This window comes from Pseudomonas sp. LS1212, assembly GCF_024741815.1.
Classification (GTDB): domain Bacteria; phylum Pseudomonadota; class Gammaproteobacteria; order Pseudomonadales; family Pseudomonadaceae; genus Aquipseudomonas.
The window spans coordinates 2,328,749-2,346,127 of sequence record NZ_CP102951.1; the positions used below are offsets into that span (position 1 = coordinate 2,328,749).

General features: G+C 62.4%; 15 protein-coding genes. 10 read left to right on the forward strand and 5 right to left on the reverse strand.

Annotation, left to right across the window (positions count from 1 at the left end; all coding sequences use genetic code 11):
* Positions 1–61: 61 nt before the first annotated feature.
* From glyA to lipA, 4 genes are read left to right on the forward strand one after another with little or no spacing between them, the layout of a single operon-like run.
* The gene (gene glyA / locus NVV94_RS10935) at positions 62–1,315 is read left to right on the forward strand and encodes a serine hydroxymethyltransferase (protein ID WP_258447159.1); all 1,254 of its coding nucleotides are present in this window, start codon (positions 62–64) and stop codon (positions 1,313–1,315) included.
* Positions 1,316–1,343: 28 nt separating this feature from the next.
* Positions 1,344–2,720: an L-serine ammonia-lyase gene (locus NVV94_RS10940; protein ID WP_258447160.1), complete on the forward strand. Its 1,377-nt coding sequence runs from the start codon at positions 1,344–1,346 to the stop codon at positions 2,718–2,720.
* Between the two features lie 9 nt (positions 2,721–2,729).
* Complete coding sequence (gene gcvT, locus NVV94_RS10945; protein ID WP_258447161.1) at positions 2,730–3,839, forward strand: glycine cleavage system aminomethyltransferase GcvT; 1,110 nt, start codon at positions 2,730–2,732, stop codon at positions 3,837–3,839.
* Between the two features lie 15 nt (positions 3,840–3,854).
* On the forward strand, positions 3,855–4,826 hold the full coding sequence (gene lipA, locus NVV94_RS10950) for a lipoyl synthase (protein WP_258447162.1): 972 nt from the start codon (positions 3,855–3,857) through the stop codon (positions 4,824–4,826).
* A 117-nt stretch (positions 4,827–4,943) separates the two neighbouring features.
* On the opposite strand, the gene NVV94_RS10955 is transcribed toward lipA, so the two are convergent.
* From NVV94_RS10955 to NVV94_RS10970, 4 genes are all read right to left on the reverse strand, one after another.
* Positions 4,944–5,300 (reverse strand): DUF3077 domain-containing protein, encoded by a 357-nt coding sequence (locus NVV94_RS10955; protein ID WP_258447163.1) that lies wholly within the window; start codon positions 5,298–5,300, stop codon positions 4,944–4,946.
* 720 nt (positions 5,301–6,020) lie between these two features.
* The gene (locus NVV94_RS10960; protein WP_258447164.1) at positions 6,021–7,001 is read right to left on the reverse strand and encodes a DHH family phosphoesterase; all 981 of its coding nucleotides are present in this window, start codon (positions 6,999–7,001) and stop codon (positions 6,021–6,023) included.
* A gap of 1 nt (position 7,002) precedes the next feature.
* Entirely contained in the window at positions 7,003–8,184 is a 1,182-nt protein-coding gene (locus NVV94_RS10965) for a sulfotransferase (protein WP_258447165.1), read from the reverse strand.
* Positions 8,181–9,305 carry a DUF1214 domain-containing protein gene (locus NVV94_RS10970; protein WP_258447166.1) on the reverse strand — a complete coding sequence of 375 codons (1,125 nt, stop codon included), beginning with the start codon at positions 9,303–9,305 and terminating at the stop codon, positions 8,181–8,183. Before NVV94_RS10970 ends, NVV94_RS10965 begins: the two co-directional genes overlap by 4 nt.
* A gap of 220 nt (positions 9,306–9,525) precedes the next feature.
* On the opposite strand from NVV94_RS10970, the gene NVV94_RS10975 reads away from it, so the two are divergent.
* The 5 genes from NVV94_RS10975 to NVV94_RS10995 all read left to right on the forward strand — a co-directional run bounded on the left by NVV94_RS10975 (position 9,526) and on the right by NVV94_RS10995 (position 15,559).
* Positions 9,526–9,993 carry an SRPBCC domain-containing protein gene (locus tag NVV94_RS10975; RefSeq protein WP_258447167.1) on the forward strand — a complete coding sequence of 156 codons (468 nt, stop codon included), beginning with the start codon at positions 9,526–9,528 and terminating at the stop codon, positions 9,991–9,993.
* Positions 9,994–10,114: 121 nt separating this feature from the next.
* Positions 10,115–11,011 carry a sulfate adenylyltransferase subunit CysD gene (gene cysD / locus NVV94_RS10980; RefSeq protein WP_258447168.1) on the forward strand — a complete coding sequence of 299 codons (897 nt, stop codon included), beginning with the start codon at positions 10,115–10,117 and terminating at the stop codon, positions 11,009–11,011.
* Complete coding sequence (gene cysN / locus NVV94_RS10985) at positions 11,011–12,909, forward strand: sulfate adenylyltransferase subunit CysN (RefSeq protein ID WP_258447169.1); 1,899 nt, start codon at positions 11,011–11,013, stop codon at positions 12,907–12,909. Before cysD ends, cysN begins: the two co-directional genes overlap by 1 nt.
* 274 nt (positions 12,910–13,183) lie before the next feature.
* Positions 13,184–14,344, forward strand: a complete 1,161-nt coding sequence (locus tag NVV94_RS10990; protein ID WP_258447170.1) for a helix-turn-helix transcriptional regulator — start codon at positions 13,184–13,186, stop codon at positions 14,342–14,344.
* 105 nt (positions 14,345–14,449) lie between these two features.
* Entirely contained in the window at positions 14,450–15,559 is a 1,110-nt protein-coding gene (locus NVV94_RS10995; protein ID WP_258447171.1) for a P1 family peptidase, read from the forward strand.
* An 80-nt stretch (positions 15,560–15,639) separates the two neighbouring features.
* On the opposite strand, the gene NVV94_RS11000 is transcribed toward NVV94_RS10995, so the two are convergent.
* Positions 15,640–16,422, reverse strand: coding sequence for a LuxR family transcriptional regulator (locus tag NVV94_RS11000; RefSeq protein ID WP_258447172.1), 783 nt, complete (start codon positions 16,420–16,422; stop codon positions 15,640–15,642).
* 131 nt (positions 16,423–16,553) lie between these two features.
* Here NVV94_RS11000 and NVV94_RS11005 point away from each other — a divergent pair, with 131 nt between their 5' ends.
* A complete protein-coding gene (locus NVV94_RS11005; RefSeq protein WP_258447173.1) occupies positions 16,554–17,369 on the forward strand; it encodes a carbon-nitrogen hydrolase family protein in 816 nt (271 codons plus the stop codon).
* The last annotated feature ends 10 nt before the right edge of the window (positions 17,370–17,379 follow it).

The following is a 17,379-nucleotide window of genomic DNA, read 5'->3' on the forward strand; positions in this document are numbered from 1 at the left end:
CCCGGACGTGTCCGGGCCAAGCCACCTGCTGCCATCAACCGAACAAGAAGGAAATACGAGCATGTTCCATAAAAGCCTGACCCTTTCCGATTTCGACCCCGCGCTGTTCGATGCCATCAGCCGCGAAGCCCGGCGCCAGGAAGATCACATCGAGCTGATCGCCTCGGAGAACTACACCAGCCCGCAAGTGATGCAGGCCCAGGGCACCGAGCTGACCAACAAGTACGCCGAGGGCTACCCGGGCAAGCGCTACTACGGTGGCTGCGAGCACGTCGATGTGGTCGAGCAGTTGGCCATCGACCGCGCCAAGGCGCTGTTTGGGGCAGGCTATGCCAACGTCCAGCCGCACTCGGGCTCCCAGGCCAATGCGGCGGTCTACCTGGCCCTGCTGCAGGCGGGCGACACCCTGCTGGGCATGAGCCTGGCCCATGGCGGCCACCTGACCCACGGTGCCAGGGTCAGTTCGTCCGGCAAGCTGTACAACGCCGTGCAGTACGGCATCGACGGCAATGGCCTGATCGACTACGACGAGGTCGAGCGCCTGGCTGTCGAACACAAGCCGAAAATGATCGTGGCCGGTTTCTCAGCCTACTCCAAGACCCTGGACTTCCCGCGTTTTCGCGCAATCGCCGACAAGGTCGGTGCTTATCTCTTTGTCGATATGGCTCACGTTGCGGGGCTGGTCGCCGCTGGCCTTTACCCGAACCCGCTGCCCTATGCCGATGTGGTCACCACCACCACCCACAAGACCCTGCGCGGCCCGCGTGGCGGTTTGATCCTGGCCAAGGCCGATCCGGAGCTGGAGAAGAAGCTCAACTCGGCAGTGTTCCCGGGCGGGCAGGGCGGGCCATTGATGCATGTGATCGCGGCCAAGGCGGTGTGCTTCAAGGAAGCCCTGGAACCGGGCTTCAAGGAGTACCAGTACCAGGTGATCAAAAACGCCCAGGCCATGGCGGAAATCTTCAAGCAGCGCGGTTATGACGTGATCTCCGGTGGCACCGACAACCACCTGTTCCTGGTCAGCCTGATTCGCCAGGGCATCACCGGCAAGGACGCGGACGCCGCCCTGGGCCGCGCCCATATCACCGTGAACAAGAACGCCGTACCCAACGACCCGCAGTCCCCGTTCGTGACCTCCGGCCTGCGTATCGGTACCCCGGCGGTCACCACCCGTGGCTTCCAGGTGCCGGAATGCCGTGCCCTGGCGACCTGGATCTGCGACATCCTCGACCATCTTGGCGATGCCGATGTCGAGGCTCAGGTGGCTAAACAAGTGGCAGAGCTCTGCGCGCTGTTCCCGGTTTACCCGGCCTGATCCCAGCGTTTGATTTGCGGAGGCATGTATGTCGCTAAGTGTTTTTGACCTGTTCAAGGTGGGCATCGGCCCTTCCAGTTCCCACACCGTCGGGCCGATGCGCGCTGCCGTGCGTTTTGTCGAAGGCCTCAAGGCTCAGGGGCAGCTCATGCAGGTGGAGAGCCTGCGCGCCGAGTTGTACGGTTCGCTCGGTGCCACCGGCAAGGGCCACGGCAGCGACAAGGCCGTGTTGCTGGGGCTGGAGGGCGAGTACCCAGACACCGTGGATACTTCGACGGTCGAGGCGCGGTTGGCGACGATCCGGGGTTCCGGGACGCTGTCGCTGTTGGGCGAGAAGACCATCCGCTTCGTCGAGAAAGAGCACTTGGCGATGATCCGCAAACCCTTGCCCTACCATCCCAACGGCATGATCCTGCGGGCCTTCGATGCCGCTGGCCTGCAGCTTTGCAGCCGTGAGTACTACTCGGTGGGCGGCGGCTTTTTGGTGGACGAGGAGGCCATCGGCGTCAACCGCATCGCCTTCGACCGCACGCCATTGCGCTATCCCTTCCTAAGCGGCCGCGAGCTGTTGGCGCAATGCACCCAGCACGGTCTCTCGGTCAGCCAGTTGATGGCCGAGAACGAGACTGCCTGGCGCAGCCCGGAGCAGACGCGCCAGGGGTTGCTGCACATCTGGCAAGTGATGCAGGACTGCGTCCTGGCCGGTTGCCGCAACGAAGGCATCATGCCCGGCGGGCTCAAGGTCAAGCGTCGGGCCGCGGCACTGCACCGTCAGCTCAATGCCAACCCGGAAGCCAACCTGCGCGACAGCCTCTCGGTGCTCGACTGGGTCAACCTCTATGCCCTGGCGGTGAACGAGGAGAACGCCAGCGGCGGGCGCGTGGTGACGGCACCGACCAACGGCGCGGCCGGTATCGTGCCGGCGGTGCTGCATTACTACGCGCGTTTCGTGCCGGGGGCGAACGAGGAGGGTGTGGTGCGCTTTCTGCTCACGGCGGCGGCGATCGGCATTCTCTACAAGGAAAACGCCTCGATCTCGGGCGCCGAAGTCGGCTGCCAGGGCGAAGTCGGGGTGGCCTGTTCGATGGCCGCCGGGGCCTTGTGCGAAGTACTCGGCGGGACCGTGCAACAAGTGGAAAACGCTGCCGAAATCGGCATGGAACACAATCTCGGGCTGACCTGCGACCCGATTGGCGGGCTGGTCCAGGTGCCCTGCATCGAGCGCAATGCCATGGGCTCGGTCAAGGCCATCAATGCCGCACGCATGGCCCTGCGTGGCGATGGCCAACACTTCGTGTCGCTCGACAAGGTAATCCGCACCATGCGCCAGACCGGCGCCGACATGAAAAGCAAATACAAGGAGACCGCCCGCGGCGGTCTGGCTGTCAACATCATCGAATGCTAGGAGTCGTCCATGTCTACCGAACAATTGCTGCAAACCCCGCTGTACAGCCTGCACCTGGAACTCGGTGCGCGCATGGTGCCTTTTGCCGGCTACGACATGCCGGTCCAGTACCCGCTGGGGGTGCTCAAGGAACACCTGCACACCCGCGAGCAGGCCGGCCTGTTCGACGTCTCGCACATGGGCCAGATCCGTTTGCGAGGCGCCGGTGCGGCCAGCGCGCTGGAAACCCTGGTGCCGGTCGATATCATCGACCTGCCGGTGGGCATGCAGCGCTATGCGCTGTTCACCAATGAAAACGGCGGCATTCTCGACGACCTGATGGTTGCCAACCTGGGCAACGACGAACTGTTTCTGGTGGTCAACGCCGCCTGCAAGGACCAGGACCTGGCTCACCTGCGCACGCACCTGGGCGACCAGTGCCAGGTTCAGCCACTGTTCGAGGAACGCGCCCTGCTCGCCCTGCAAGGTCCGGCCGCGGTGAAGGTGCTCGAGCGCCTGGCCCCTGTGGTGGCGAAGATGACGTTCATGCAGTTCGCCAGCGTGCAGCTGCTGGGCGTCGATTGCTATGTCAGCCGCTCCGGTTACACCGGCGAAGACGGCTTTGAAATCTCCGTACCGGCCGCCAGTGCCGAAGCCCTGGCCCGTCGTCTGCTCGCCGAACCCGAAGTCGCCCCGATCGGCCTCGGCGCTCGCGACTCGCTGCGCCTGGAAGCCGGCCTGTGCCTGTATGGCCATGACATGAATAACGAGACCACCCCGATCGAGGCCAGCCTGCTCTGGGCCATTTCCAAGGCCCGGCGTGCCGCCGGCTTCCCGGGCGCCGAGCGTATCCTGGCCCAGCAGCGCGATGGTGTGGTCAGCAAGCGCGTCGGGCTGTTGCCCAGAGAGCGCGTTCCGGTGCGTGAAGGTGCGCTGATCGTCAATGCCCGCGAGGAGGTGATCGGCCGTGTCACCAGCGGCGGCTTCGGCCCCAGTCTGGGCGGACCCCTGGCGATGGGATATGTGGAGAGCGGCTTTGCTGCGCTGGAGACGGAAGTCTTTGCCCAGGTGCGCGGCAAGCTGGTGCCGATGCTGGTCGTGCGCACGCCGTTCGTGGCGCAACGTTATTACCGTGGCTGAAGCTGGAGCATGATCATGAACGAAACCCTGACTGTCGCCACTCGTCCGCAACCCTTGCAGACCGGGATCAAATTGCGCGGCGCCGAGAAGGTGGCGCGCATCCCGGTGAAAATCCTCCCGACCGAAGAGGTGCCGCGCAAGCCGGACTGGATCCGCGTCGAGATCCCGACTTCGCCCGAGGTGGCGCGGGTCAAGGCCCTGCTGCGCAAGCACAAGCTGCACAGCGTCTGCGAGGAAGCGTCCTGCCCGAACCTGGGCGAGTGTTTCTCCGGCGGCACGGCAACCTTCATGATCATGGGCGACATCTGCACCCGTCGTTGCCCCTTCTGCGATGTCGGCCACGGTCGGCCCAAGCCGCTGGACGTCGACGAGCCGAAGAACCTGGCCATTGCCATCGCCGACCTGCGCCTGAAGTACGTGGTCATCACCTCGGTGGACCGCGACGATTTGCGCGACGGCGGCGCCCAGCACTTCGTCGACTGCCTGCGCGAGATCCGCAAGCTGTCGCCGGGCATCCAGCTCGAAACCCTGGTGCCGGATTACCGAGGACGAATGGATGTGGCCCTGGCCATTACCGAACAGGAGCCGCCGGATGTGTTCAACCACAACCTGGAAACGGTGCCGCGGCTGTACAAGGCGGCGCGTCCGGGCTCGGATTTCGAGTGGTCGCTGGACCTGCTGGAAAACTTCAAAAAGCGCGTGCCGGGGGTGCCGACCAAGTCTGGGCTGATGCTGGGGCTTGGTGAGACCGATGAGGAAGTGATCGAGGTGATGCAGCGCATGCGCGAGCATCAGGTCGACATGCTGACCCTGGGGCAGTACCTGCAACCGTCGCGCAGCCACCTGCCGGTGCAACGCTTCGTGCACCCGGATACCTTTGCCTGGTTTGCCGAGCAGGGGATGAAGATGGGCTTCAGGAATGTGGCTTCGAGGCCGTTGGTGCGGTCTTCGTATCATGCCGATCAGCAAGCACACAGCACCCAATAACACCGCGTCGCCTGCATCGCTGGCAAGCCAGCTCCCACATGGATCTCCGCGAACCCTGTGGGAGCTGGCTTGCCAGCGATCGGCCGTGCAGCGGCCGCATTTACTGGCTGTCCAGCACTAGAGCGCCGAACCTGTTTCTGGCTCCAAAGCCTCCGCCTCAGCCCCATCCAATAACGCATCGATCAACGCCTTGGCCATCTCGACCGAATGCAGCGTCGACCACAGCAACCCTTGCCTCTCCCTGTCACCCCCATCGTCGCAGGCAGCATAGGCTGAAGCGAACGCGCCTTTGAGCAAGAGTGATGCATGCACCAGGGCATCTTCGGCTGGAATGCCTGCGCACACGGCGAACAGCGGTGCGTGTCCGGCATCGCAGGCGCCGAACACAGTCAGGGCGGTTTTGTTGAGCGTGCCGGTGGGGGAGGCGAGAGACTCGTCGGAAACGGCAGGTGGATCGGGAACGATTTTGATCATGATGCAACTCCTAACGTATGGATAGAAGCCGACAGCATCACTTCCACGTGATGGGTGGCGGCCGTACGCCGGTGTGGAAGACCGGGACGTTAGGCACCCGGCGCACCCGAAGATGCCCAGCGCACGGCCACCATAAAGCACTGACCAAAAAAAACGCCAGACTCGATAGCGGCGCTTGTGCGCCTAACGTCGATACGGGCTTCCACACCCGATCGCTGAATTTGCAGCGACTGGAGGAGGGTAGTGTGATGGTGTAGATCGAGCAAGTAAGGCGGTGTCGATCTGATGTGTAGGATATTTCCCGATTTTAAATAGAGGAAGCAGTTTTGTTCCGGGCATCGCAATTCCTGTAGCCGCTGCCATCAGGCTGCGCTCGCCTGCGAAGCAGGCGCAACATCTCAAGATCGCCGGGGAGCCCCTGCGGGACTCCAGCTGGTGCGCCACTGCGACAGCCTGGCGGCAGCGGCTACGCCGATCGAGGTGCGCCGAATCTTGTAGATACCGTCTTGCCCCTCACCGGGCAAGTGTTAATTTCGGACCTCATCGCAGGCATAGCCTCGGCAGTTTATGCTTGCCCGAATGCTCAGCCCAAGAAGCCCGGCCAATGGATCGATTTCAGGAAATGCAGGTGTTCGTCGCGGCGTACGGCGCCGCGCAGCCTTGGGGCTGCGCTGGCGGTTCGAGGCTTTCTCGCCCAAGAGCCTGCTGACCGGAAGCTGGTCAGATGAACTCGGTGTCCGCCCGCCAGCCGTAGGCACGTTCAAAGGCCCGGGCGAATGACATCAAGTCGGACGCCGGGAGGTGGTTGATGCCGGCCGCGCGCTTGCGTCCGCCGCCGCTGGGGAAGTGACGGCAGAACGCGTCTGCCGCCAGCGGAGAATGCGCCGGTGTACGCACGCTGACGGTATAACCACCGGCGGTATTGCTCGAGAGCAATGCCAATGCATGGTCTGGGCTCTGGCTGAGCAGTTGATTGGCCAGCACCCCGATGACCCGGCGCGCCCAAGGCGCAGCAGGCAGGCGATATAAGGTGGCGCCCGGTACCTCGCGCCAGACGGTCAGGCTGGCTGCCCTGGCCATGTCCGCAAGATAACCGTCCTGCAGGGTGGCGAAGGTTTCACTGCTGCCAATGAAGTCCAGTGGGTCGGCGAAGGGTTGCAGCGCCTCGGCCAGCTCGGCGGGGTCGAAGTGCAAGTCGCTGATGCGCTCGCCGTAGGCGTTGTAATTCAGGTAAAGGCCCAGCTGTTGGAGCTGCTCGATCTGCTTGGGCAACAGGCCGTATTGTTCGGCAAGCGCCTGTCCAAGTTCCGCCAACCCGTCGCCGAACGCCGCGACGATCGCCCAGCGGTGGTGACGACCGCTCAGGTAGTCATTGACCAGTGAGCTGGTGCAGACGTTCGCTGCGGTATTGATGTACGACTCCAGGCCTGGATGGCTGGGCAGGTCCCCGGCGAAATGATGGTCGAAGTAGCGCACTGTCGCGCCGGCCTGCAGCAGGCGGGCGACATCCTCGCGGTTCTGTTCGTGGGCGATATCCAGCACGGTGACACGGTCGCCAGGGCCGGCCTGGACTCGCCGCAACAGGCCGATATCGCGTTTTACACCGGTAACCAGTTGGCCCTCAGAGCCTTGTGCCAGGCGTAGTTGCTGCAACGCGCACAAACCATCGGCATCGCCATTGAAGGCAAAGTATTGAGTCATATCAGATCCGGGTTTGCGCATTGATGTGGCGGCTACGGTACGCCGCGTAGTCCTGCTCCAGCTGGCTTTCGCTCAGACCAAACTGCTCCAGGGTGTAGGCGTGTGCCGCACGTTTGTCCCGGCCGTTCTGCGCCAGCCAGTCGCTCATCGCGGTGCGTACCTCATCGCCCAGTGGCAGGTTGGCGAAGCGGTAGATGTTCTCGATCACGCCCAGCGGGTCAGTCAGGGTGTCTTCGAACTGCACATCCAGGAAGCGTTCGGCCGGTAGTTCTGCGCGCACCGCCATGCTGTGGCGGATGGCGCGAGCCATGCGCGCGTTCCATTGTGCGCCGACCTGGCGCGGGTCGGCGGCTTGGCTGTACATCTGCCAGAGGGTATGGACGAAGCTGGCGATGGAGGGGATGGTCTTGCCTGGCTCGCGGTGTGTAAGGATGACTTGCGCACGGGGGAAGGTCTTGAACAGCAGTTCCAGGGTGTGCAGGTGCTGCGGGCTCTTGAGCAACCAGCGCCGGCCGGACGGCAACCCGCGCTGTTGCTGCTGCCACTGGAGGAACTGCAGCATTTTCTTCAGGTAATCATATACCTGGCTCTGGTCCTGACGGTCCAGCCAGGCGGTGTAGCTGGGCACATTGGCGTAGGAGTCCATGGCGCACATGAAGGAATGCTCCATGAGCATGAACTCTTCATCGGCCTGCATCGCGTCGAGCGGGTGAATGGACAGGATCTGCGGCATGTATTCCAGCATCGCCGCGACTTCGGCGCAGGCCCGCGCGGTGCGTTGGCTTGGCTGTTCGATGGATTCGCCCGGCAACGGCGCGGGGTAGCGGGTTTCCCACCAGGTCGCCGAGTGGAATCGGGGGTCCACTGCGAGGGTGCGTTGCATCAAGGTGGTGCCGGTACGGGGCAGGCCGACGATGACCAAGGGATCGTCGAGGGTTTGCTGTTCGATCTCCGGGTAGCGACGACAGTAGTCTTCGATCACCAGCCGATTGACCAATTGGCCAAGCAGCTTTTCACGCATCAGCGCCAGGCCCTGGTCGGACAGATTGGCTTCGGCGTGCAGCGAGTCGATCATCACCTGCAGCGCCTCGCGGTAGTTGCCTGGCCCGAAATCGCTCAAGCCTTGGGCGCGGGCGCTGGCTTCTGCCAGCAGGTTGTCGAGGTTCAATGGCGAGAGGGTCATAGGGAATCCTTGAGGCTGTCGAGCTTGAGGCTTTCGAGTTTGACGATGCGCGTAGTGGGGTGAACGTGTTCGCTGGCGCCAACCCAGCGCAGGCAAAGGGTGCCCTGGCGGTGGCCTGCGGTTTCCAGCCAGTTCGCAAGGCCCGGGTCGCGGGCACTGAGGATCAGGGTGACGCCACCCTTGTCGTTGTAGTGAGCCGAGTGTTTGTTCAGGCAGATCCGGTGGTAGCGGTAGTCCAGCGACTCCATCCAGTAGTTGTTGATCTGCAGGTTCCAGAAGTCGCATTCAGGCACCGATTCGACCTCGATCAGCAGCGCTTCGTCGTCGGCCAGGGCCCAATGCGAGTGGTAATAGAAGATGTTCGGGTCGCCGCCCACGGCCTGGCACAGGGCCTGGTCGGCCGGCGGCAACTGGTTGCTGTGGGCTTGATAGCCCTGGGCCCAGTCAGCGAACAGGCGGGCGGTGTTTTCCACGAAGCTGGCGGCGCGTTGCAGGCCTTGGTGCAGGTGATGCGGGTTGAGCGGGCCGGGCTTGTCGACGCTGCCGATGCGTTCGATGCGCAGTTGCGCGGGCTTCTCGGTTTTACGATTGAGGAAGGTCTGGCGCACGATCAGTGCATTGCTGTCCGGTTCCAGGCGCAGCCAGTTGGCGCCAGAGGGTTGCTGGCTGAGGATGATCTCGAAGCTGCCGTCTGCGTTCAGTTCCAGGTGTTCGGCATCGATGGCCCCGGTGGGGGTCATGGTGCCGTCGGTTTCGTAGCCGCCTTTCTGGGTGCCGAAGCTCAGGTAGGCGACGCTGCCACGTTGACCGCTGACTCGGTATGCATTGTTGCCGTTGAGGCGAGCGTACTGGTAGAGATTGTCGGGGTTGTCCGCGCCGATCTTGCCGGTTTCGTGTGAAGGCGAGAAAAAGCCGGGAAAGTCCGGGTCGGCGAATTCGACGTGCATTTCCAGGGCAATGCGCATCAGCCGGCTCAGGTAGCGGAAACCTTCGGCGCGGGTGTGCGCGTCGGTGGGGGCCTCGGCGCGCAGAATCTGGTCGCCGCTGCGTTTGAGCACATCGCAGAAGGCGTGCCATGTCTGGCCGCTGAGCAATTGCTCGTCGATCGAGTCTGTCGTCATCGTGCATCTCCTGTCGTCCAGGGCGGTGCCGATGCACAACCCTCTGGCATCTACCCTATAAATGCGGGCAACCGGTCTTCTTCGTCTGACCGGACTAGAGCCAAATTTAGTCCGGGTAGACGAGGAACCGGATGCCAGGCACTGGGCAAGATGGGGAGCGGGCTGCACTGGCCCGCCTCGTCATTTCGGCGTGGTGGTGACACTGCGCACAGGAGCTCCAATGGTCCAGAACACACTCGTGACTTCAGTAACCGTGGATATCGCCGCACCGGCAGAGCTGGTTTGGGAAGTGCTGATCGACCTCGAACGCTACCCGCAATGGAACCCTTTTACCGTCAAGGTCGAATCGACCCTGCGCATGGGCGAGGCGGTCAACCTGTTCCTGCCGAACCCGATGTGCCCGGGCGAGTTGGTGCATGTGATCGAGTACCTGGCTGCGTTCGACCGGCCGACCCTGTTGTCCTGGGAGATGTATGCCACGGCCGAAAACCCGGACGCGGCGCGCCGCGACCAGCACATCGAAGCGACGGGTGAGGCGAGCTGTCGCTATCACACCACCGACCTGTTCCTGGGCCCGACCGCGCAGACGGTGATGGAGAATCACGGCCCGTGGGTCAAGCAAGGGTTCGACGCAATAGCTCACAGCCTCAAGGCGCGGGCGGAAAAGCTGTACCGCGAAAGCCTGTAATCGGCCTTGCAGGTTTTTTAGTCTGGTTAGACGAAGAGTCGCAAACCCCGCTTTCAATACTGTGATCTCCAGCAGGGCCCGACCACTCCGGGCGGGCCCGGCAACACTGAGGAGATCGGAGATGTTGACTCATTTGCAATGGCTGGAGGCGCAGAGCATCCACATCATGCGCGAGGTGGTGGCTGAGTGTGAAAACCCGGTGATGCTCTATTCGGTCGGCAAGGACAGCGCGGTCATGCTGCACCTGGCGATGAAGGCGTTCTACCCGGCCAAACCACCTTTTTCCCTGCTGCACGTCGATACCACCTGGAAGTTTCGCGAAATGATCAGCTTCCGTGATCAGACCGTCGAACGCCTGGGCCTGGACCTGCGGGTGCATGTGAACCCCGAAGGGCTGGAACGCAATATCAACCCCTTCACCCACGGTTCGGCACTGCACACCGATATCTGGAAGACCCAGGGCCTCAAGCAGGCGCTGGACCTGTACGGCTTCGATGCGGCCTTCGGCGGCGCACGGCGCGACGAGGAAAAATCGCGGGCCAAGGAGCGGATCTTTTCCATCCGCTCCGAACAGCACCGCTGGGACCCGAAGATGCAGCGCCCGGAGCTGTGGCGCCTGTACAACACGCGCAAACGCAAGGGCGAGAGCCTGCGGGTGTTCCCGATCTCGAACTGGACCGAACTGGATATCTGGGAATACATCCACCTCAACGATATCCCCATCGTGCCTTTGTACTTTGCCAAGGAGCGCCCCGTGGTAGAGCGCGACGGCACGCTGATCATGGTCGACGACGAGCGCATGCAACTGCGCCCAGGCGAGGTGCCAGAGATGCGCCAGGTGCGTTTCCGCACGCTCGGCTGTTACCCGCTCACCGGCGCGATCGAAAGCGCGGCACAGACCCTGCCGCAGATCATCGAGGAAATGCTCCTTAGCAAAACCTCGGAACGGCAAGGGCGGCTGATCGACAGCGATTCGGCCGGCTCCATGGAAAAGAAAAAGCAAGAGGGGTACTTCTGATGAACCAGGCTACTGACCCGATCGCCGAAGATGTCCAGCACAACCTGCAATCGCAACAGACCAAGGGGTTGCTGCGCTTTATCACCTGCGGCAGTGTCGACGATGGCAAGAGCACGCTGATCGGCCGGCTGTTGTATGAATCGAAAATGCTCTTCGAGGATCAACTCGGCCAACTCGAGATCGACTCGAAAAAGATGGGCACCCAGGGCGGCGAGCTTGATTTTGCCTTGCTGGTCGATGGCCTGGCCGCCGAGCGGGAGCAGGGCATTACCATCGATGTGGCGTACCGATTCTTCGCCACCGAAAAACGCAAGTTCATCGTCGCCGACACCCCGGGGCATGAACAGTACACCCGCAACATGGTGACTGGCGCCTCCACCGCCGATGTGGCGGTGTTGTTGATCGATGCCCGCAAGGGCCTGCTGACCCAGACCCGCCGGCACAGCTACCTGGTGTCGCTGATCGGCATTCGCCAGGTGGTGGTGGCGGTGAACAAGCTGGACATGGTCGACTACTCCCGGGCGGTGTTCGAACGAATCGAAGCCGAGTACCGCGCCTTCGCCGCGCAGCTCGGCCTGCAAAACATCGTCTGCATACCGATGTCGGCGTTGGCGGGTGACAATGTCATCGAGCCGAGCGTACAGACACCCTGGTATCAGGGCCCGACGCTGATGCAGTATCTGGAAAGCGTCGAGCTGGAAGGCCAAGCCCTTGCCCAGGCGCCGTTTCGCATGCCGGTGCAGTGGGTCAACCGGCCCAACCTGGACTTCCGTGGCTACGCCGGCAGTGTCGTCGCCGGTTCCATTCGTTGCGGTGAGCGGATACGCGTGCTGCCGTCGGGCAAGGAAAGCCGCATTGCCAGCATCATCACCCCGGCTGGCGAACAGGATCAGGCGATCTGCGGCCAGGCGATCACCCTGACTCTGGAAGATGAAATCGACATCAGCCGTGGCGACATCATCGCCCCGGTCGCGTCCCCCCTGGCGGTCGCCGATCAGTTCGAGGCGACCCTGGTGTGGATGGGCGAGGAGCCGATGTTGCCGGGCCGGCCGTACCTGTTGAAGATTGGCAGCCGCACCCTGGGCATGACCTGTGCCACGCTCAAGTACAAGGTCAACGTCAACACCCTTGAGCAGCTGGCGGCCAGGACGCTGGAGCTGAACGAGATTGGCGTCGGCAACCTGAGCCTGGATCAGGCCATCCCGTTCGACGCCTACGCTGACAATCGCGATACCGGCGGGTTTATCGTGATCGATCGGCTGAGCAACAACACTGTCGGCGCCGGTATGCTGCATTTTGCCTTGCGCCGGTCGCAGAACGTGCATTGGCAGGCCATCGACGTCAACCGTCAGGCGCATGCGCTGCTCAAGGGCCAGACCCCTTGCATCCTCTGGTTTACCGGTTTGTCCGGGGCGGGCAAGTCGACCATCGCCAACCTGGTCGAACGCAAGCTGCATGCGCTGGGGCGGCACACTTATCTGCTCGACGGCGACAACGTGCGTCACGGGTTGAACAAGGACCTGGGTTTCTCCGAAGCCGACCGGGTCGAGAATATTCGCCGGGTCGCAGAGGTGGCGCGGCTGATGCTCGATGCCGGGCTGATCACCTTGGTATCGTTCATTTCGCCGTTCCGGTCCGAACGTGAGATGGCCCGCAAGCTGGCCAGCGATGGGGTGTTCATCGAGATCTACATCGATACCTCGATCGAAGTCGCCGAACAGCGCGATCCCAAGGGTTTATACAAAAAAGCCCGGCGCGGGGAGCTGCAAAACTTCACCGGCATCGATTCGCCGTATGAGCCGCCGGTGAGTCCGGACATCCGCATCGATACCTGCACGGACAGTGCCGAGGTGGCGGCTGAGCGCATAGTCGAGCATGTGCTGGCGGCTTTGTTGTAGGAGCGGGTCTTGCCCGCGATGGAGGCGACACGGTCTGTCTGAAGTGCCGCAGTGACCCTATCGCTGGCAAGCCAGCTCCCACAAAGGATCTGTGTCCTGAACACAATTTGTGTGAACACAGCTGAACCCTTTGGGAGCTGGCTTGCCAGCGATGAGGCCTTGCCAAGCGACATAGGATCTTCGGCAGGGCTAGGCCAAACGGACGATTCATCTTCACCGGCACTGTTCAATACTCGCGCAAGGCTCGATCAACTCATTGCGAATCCCGACAAGCATGATCAGCGAAACGCTATACCAAACGGCAGCGCTCGACCCAGCCGGCCTGAGCGATTTCCTCGGGCGTATCTATCAGGGGCCGAAGGAAACCATCCCCTGGTCGGGCTTCCTGGAAACGGCCCGTCAGAAGCTCGATGCCACTTTCGTCACGCTGGTATTGCGCAATCCCGCAAGCGAACGGCCGGGGTTGATCGTCAATGCTTCGGTGTTCGGCGCCTTGCTGCCGGGGGAGCCTTCCTACAGCGAACATTACTATGCGATCTGCCCCTTCATCGACTGGCCGATAGACCGTGTCGCGACGGCCGACGAGGTATTCGGCCAGGCGAGCTGGTGCGAGCATGACTTCTACCTCCAGTACCTGGCACCGTTGGACCTGCGCTACATCCTGGTCGCCAATATCCGCACGGAGGCGGGCGTGGATTGCGCGTTCTTCGTCTGTCGCAATCACCAGGGCCACGACTTCGCAGACGCCGAGAAAGCCCTGGTGTCCGTACTGCTGCCGCATCTCAAAACGGCCGTCGACATGCATTCGACGCTTGACGAGTTGAATTCCGAACGCCTGCTTTACGCCGCTACCATCGACCGCATGCTGGTGGGCACGGCGATCCTCGATGAACGAGGCAAGGTGATGAAGAGCAATGAAGCGGCAAGCCGCTTGTTTGCCACCAGGGACGGGCTCTACAGTCGGCAGGACAAGCTCTGCGCCTGGTCGCCGAGCGAGAATCGCGCATTGCAGGAGGTGATTCAGAAAGTGCTGCAACAGCATCAGTGCGGCGATACCGAATGCTTCGAAGTGATCGCCTTGTCCAGGCCAACCGGGGAGATGCCGCTGACCCTGCTGCTGCGGCCGATTTCACTCAACTACCAGGCTGATAACAGCACCCGGCGCCCGGCGGTCGCGGTGTTCATCCGCGACCCCGCGGATTCGCCCCAGGCTTCGCGTCGGTTGCTGCGCAAACTGTTCCAGCTGACCGCGACTGAAACCGAGGTGGCCTTGCTGATGATGGACGGGCTGACCCTCGATGAAGCCGCCGACAAACTCGGCGTCATGAAAAATACCGTGCGCGCGCATTTACGCGGTGTGTTCGCCAAGACCGGTGCCACGCGTCAGGCGCTGTTGGTGAAGACGCTGTTGAACAGCGTGGTATCGCTCGCCTGATCCACCTGTAACGCCCTTGGGGTAACGACACAGGGTTATCGCTAAGTGCCTGACTGGTTAATAAACTCCGGACTCCTTGATTTATCCAACGTGGAGAATGGAACAATGCGCTTACGCGACCTTGGCATCGTTATTGGTACGGGCACCCCTGGCATTCACAACGCTATCACCGATGTGGCGGGTGTGCGGGTGGGCCATCACACGCTCAACGCTGAAACGGGCGAAACCTCGATCCACACCGGCGTTACCGTCATTGAGCCGCGGGCGGGTGCCGCGCACCTGGAGCCCTGCTTTGCCGGGGTGCATGTGTTGAATGGCAATGGCGATGCGACGGGGCTGGAATGGATTCGCGAAGCGGGTTTGCTGACCACGCCGATTGCTTATACCAATACCCATAGCGTCGGCGTGGTGCGCGATGCACTGGTGGCTGCCGAGCGGGACATGGCCAGGCTCCACACCTACTGGTGCATGCCGGTGGTACTGGAAACCTACGATGGCGTGTTGAGCGATATATGGGGCCAGCATGTCACCGCCGAACACGTCCATGCGGCACTGGCGGCCGCGCGCTCAGGCCCGGTGCAGGAGGGTTGCGTCGGCGGTGGCAACGGCATGATATGCCACGAGTTCAAGGGCGGCATCGGTACTTCCTCGCGGGTGTTGAGCGCTGAAGAGGGAGGCTGGACCGTCGGGGTACTGGTGCAGGCCAATTATGGCGTGCGCAAGGCGCTTCGGGTGGCGGGCTATCCGGTAGGCGCGGTGTTGGATGACGTAGCGTCCCCGTTTGCAGGCCCTGCCAACGTCGGCGAGGCAGGCATGGGGTCGATCGTGATCACCATTGCCACCGACGCCCCCTTGCTGCCTCATCAGTGCACACGCCTGGCGCAGCGGGCAAGCGTTGGCCTGGCACGGGTGGGCGGTGGCACGGAGGATTCGAGCGGCGATATCTTCGTTGCGTTTTCCGTGGGCAACAGCAGTTTGCCAGCGGCCAATCATGGCCATCCCGGTGCGCCGACGACGACCTTGCAGATGGTCAACAACGACTATATTTCGGCCTTGTTCGTGGCTGCCGCCGACGCTGTCGAGGAAGCCATCGTCAATGCGATGCTTGCTGCAACCGACCTCGAAGGGTGTGGCAATCGCGTATTGGCGCTCGGGCCGGAGCGGCTCTTGGCGGCCATGCGCAAGGTCGGCTGGCAGCCGGAGGCGTTCAACTGATCCTGGTTCAAACACCGCCCTGACGATCAACCAGAACACCTTCGGCCCCCGACACTCGATGCGAGTGTCGGGGTTTTTTTTCATTCCTGTGCCTGAAGAAACAGTGAGAACAGCTCGGACTGGGACTTGATCCCGAGCTTGCTGTACATGTGCTTGCGGTGGACCTTCACGGTCTCTGCCGATATCGCCAGCTTGCGGGCAATCTCCTTGTTCGAGCAGCCGCTGAGCATCAGGCGGCCGACCTCCAGTTCACGCGCCGACAACGGCGATTCCATCTGCCTGGCAGTCGATTCCAGTCGGCCCTGCCAGCTGGGTGGCAGGGCCGGGGTCTGTTCCAGCTCCCGCTCGAATGCCATGCGTTGGCGCATCAGGGCGGCGACCCAGGGTTGGATCAGGCCCAGCAGGGCAATTTGCTCCAGGCTGAAGCGGCACTGGCTTCCCAGGGACAGGCTGAGGGTTCGCTCGGCGTCGAGCTGGACGTTGATATGCACCTCGTCGGTGACGATGTTGAGGCGGAAATAGCGCTGGTAGTAGTCGGTCTGCTCAAAGCATTCCGGCGCGACGTCATCCAGGCGGAAAAGACCGCTCTGCGGCGCCTCCCGGTTGGCGATGTAGAAGGGGTCGAGCAGGTACAGGCCCTTGAGATAGTCCTGGAAAAGCGAATCGAGCCCACCGTCCTCGCCGGGCGATTCAGCCAGCACCTGCGGCCGGCCCGAGCTGAATATCACCACCACCCAGTTGTCCACGGGAACATAGCGGTCGAGCAAGCGCACCAGCGCGGTCCAGAAGGTGGGCCGGTCCAGGGTTTCGATCAACCGGCCTACCGCGTCATGCCAGGCCACATCCTGCAACGTCAGGTTCATGTTGCTACCCATTGAGGGGTACCCCATCGATGTAATTACTTGCCGTCGGGCGGCGCCCCATACTCTGTTCAGCCCTGGCGGGTGCTGTCCGGAGATTGGGCCCTTATTCAACCTGTGTGCAAGGAATAAAGATGAAGATTGAACTCATGCAATTGGCCGGTCGCGACGGCGACACCGCTTATAACCTGGGGTGTACCATAAAGGCTATCGCGACCTGCGCAGATGATACGGATCTGTTGGTCTTCCCGGAAACCCAGCTGATGGGTTTCGTCGATGCCGAGCAACTGGCGAGCGTTGCCGAACCGCTGAACGGCCCGACCCTGCAAGCCATCTTGCAGGTGGTGCGCGAGCGGAATGTCTCGGTGGTGGTCGGCATTGCCGAGAATGATGCCGGCACCTATTACAACACCTCCGTACTGGTGACGCCCGAAGGCATCGCCTTGAGCTACCGCAAGACCCACCTGTGGCCATCGGAGCGCGGCGCGTTTTGCCCCGGTGACCGCTATGTCACGGCGTTGTGGAAGGGCGTGCGCGTTGGCATCCTGATCTGCTACGACATCGAATTGCCCGAAAGCAGCCGTGCCCTGGCGCAGCTCGGCGCCGAACTGATCATCGTCACCAACGGCAACATGGACCCGTACGGCCCCGTCCATCGCACCGCGATCATGGCCCGGGCCCAGGAGAACCAGGCTTTCGCGGTCATGGTGAATCGGATCGGCGAGGGTGATGGGGGCCTGGTGTTTGCCGGTGGCAGTGCGGCGGTCGACCCGTTTGGACGCGTGCTGTTCGAAGCCGGGCGCCAGGAATGTCGCCAGGTCGTCGAGCTGGATCTCGAGCAACTGCAAACCGCCCGCCGCGAATATGACTACTTGAGTGACCGCCGCTTGCACCTGCCAGGAGAGCGAGTCGATCATGCCGACGGTCGTCGTGAACTGTTGATTCCCTGATCAAGCCAGC

Bases quoted from the DNA above. Each gene is read 5' to 3' on its own strand.
- glyA (WP_258447159.1), top strand. From the start codon at position 62: ATGTTCCATAAAAGCCTGACCCTTTCCGATTTCGACCCCGCGCTGTTC.
- NVV94_RS10940 (WP_258447160.1), top strand. From the start codon at position 1,344: ATGTCGCTAAGTGTTTTTGACCTGTTCAAGGTGGGCATCGGCCCTTCC.
- gcvT (WP_258447161.1), top strand. From the start codon at position 2,730: ATGTCTACCGAACAATTGCTGCAAACCCCGCTGTACAGCCTGCACCTG.
- lipA (WP_258447162.1), top strand. From the start codon at position 3,855: ATGAACGAAACCCTGACTGTCGCCACTCGTCCGCAACCCTTGCAGACC.
- NVV94_RS10955 (WP_258447163.1), bottom strand. From the start codon at position 5,300: ATGATCAAAATCGTTCCCGATCCACCTGCCGTTTCCGACGAGTCTCTC.
- NVV94_RS10960 (WP_258447164.1), bottom strand. From the start codon at position 7,001: ATGACTCAATACTTTGCCTTCAATGGCGATGCCGATGGTTTGTGCGCG.
- NVV94_RS10965 (WP_258447165.1), bottom strand. From the start codon at position 8,184: ATGACCCTCTCGCCATTGAACCTCGACAACCTGCTGGCAGAAGCCAGC.
- NVV94_RS10970 (WP_258447166.1), bottom strand. From the start codon at position 9,305: ATGACGACAGACTCGATCGACGAGCAATTGCTCAGCGGCCAGACATGG.
- NVV94_RS10975 (WP_258447167.1), top strand. From the start codon at position 9,526: ATGGTCCAGAACACACTCGTGACTTCAGTAACCGTGGATATCGCCGCA.
- cysD (WP_258447168.1), top strand. From the start codon at position 10,115: ATGTTGACTCATTTGCAATGGCTGGAGGCGCAGAGCATCCACATCATG.
- cysN (WP_258447169.1), top strand. From the start codon at position 11,011: ATGAACCAGGCTACTGACCCGATCGCCGAAGATGTCCAGCACAACCTG.
- NVV94_RS10990 (WP_258447170.1), top strand. From the start codon at position 13,184: ATGATCAGCGAAACGCTATACCAAACGGCAGCGCTCGACCCAGCCGGC.
- NVV94_RS10995 (WP_258447171.1), top strand. From the start codon at position 14,450: ATGCGCTTACGCGACCTTGGCATCGTTATTGGTACGGGCACCCCTGGC.
- NVV94_RS11000 (WP_258447172.1), bottom strand. From the start codon at position 16,422: ATGAACCTGACGTTGCAGGATGTGGCCTGGCATGACGCGGTAGGCCGG.
- NVV94_RS11005 (WP_258447173.1), top strand. From the start codon at position 16,554: ATGAAGATTGAACTCATGCAATTGGCCGGTCGCGACGGCGACACCGCT.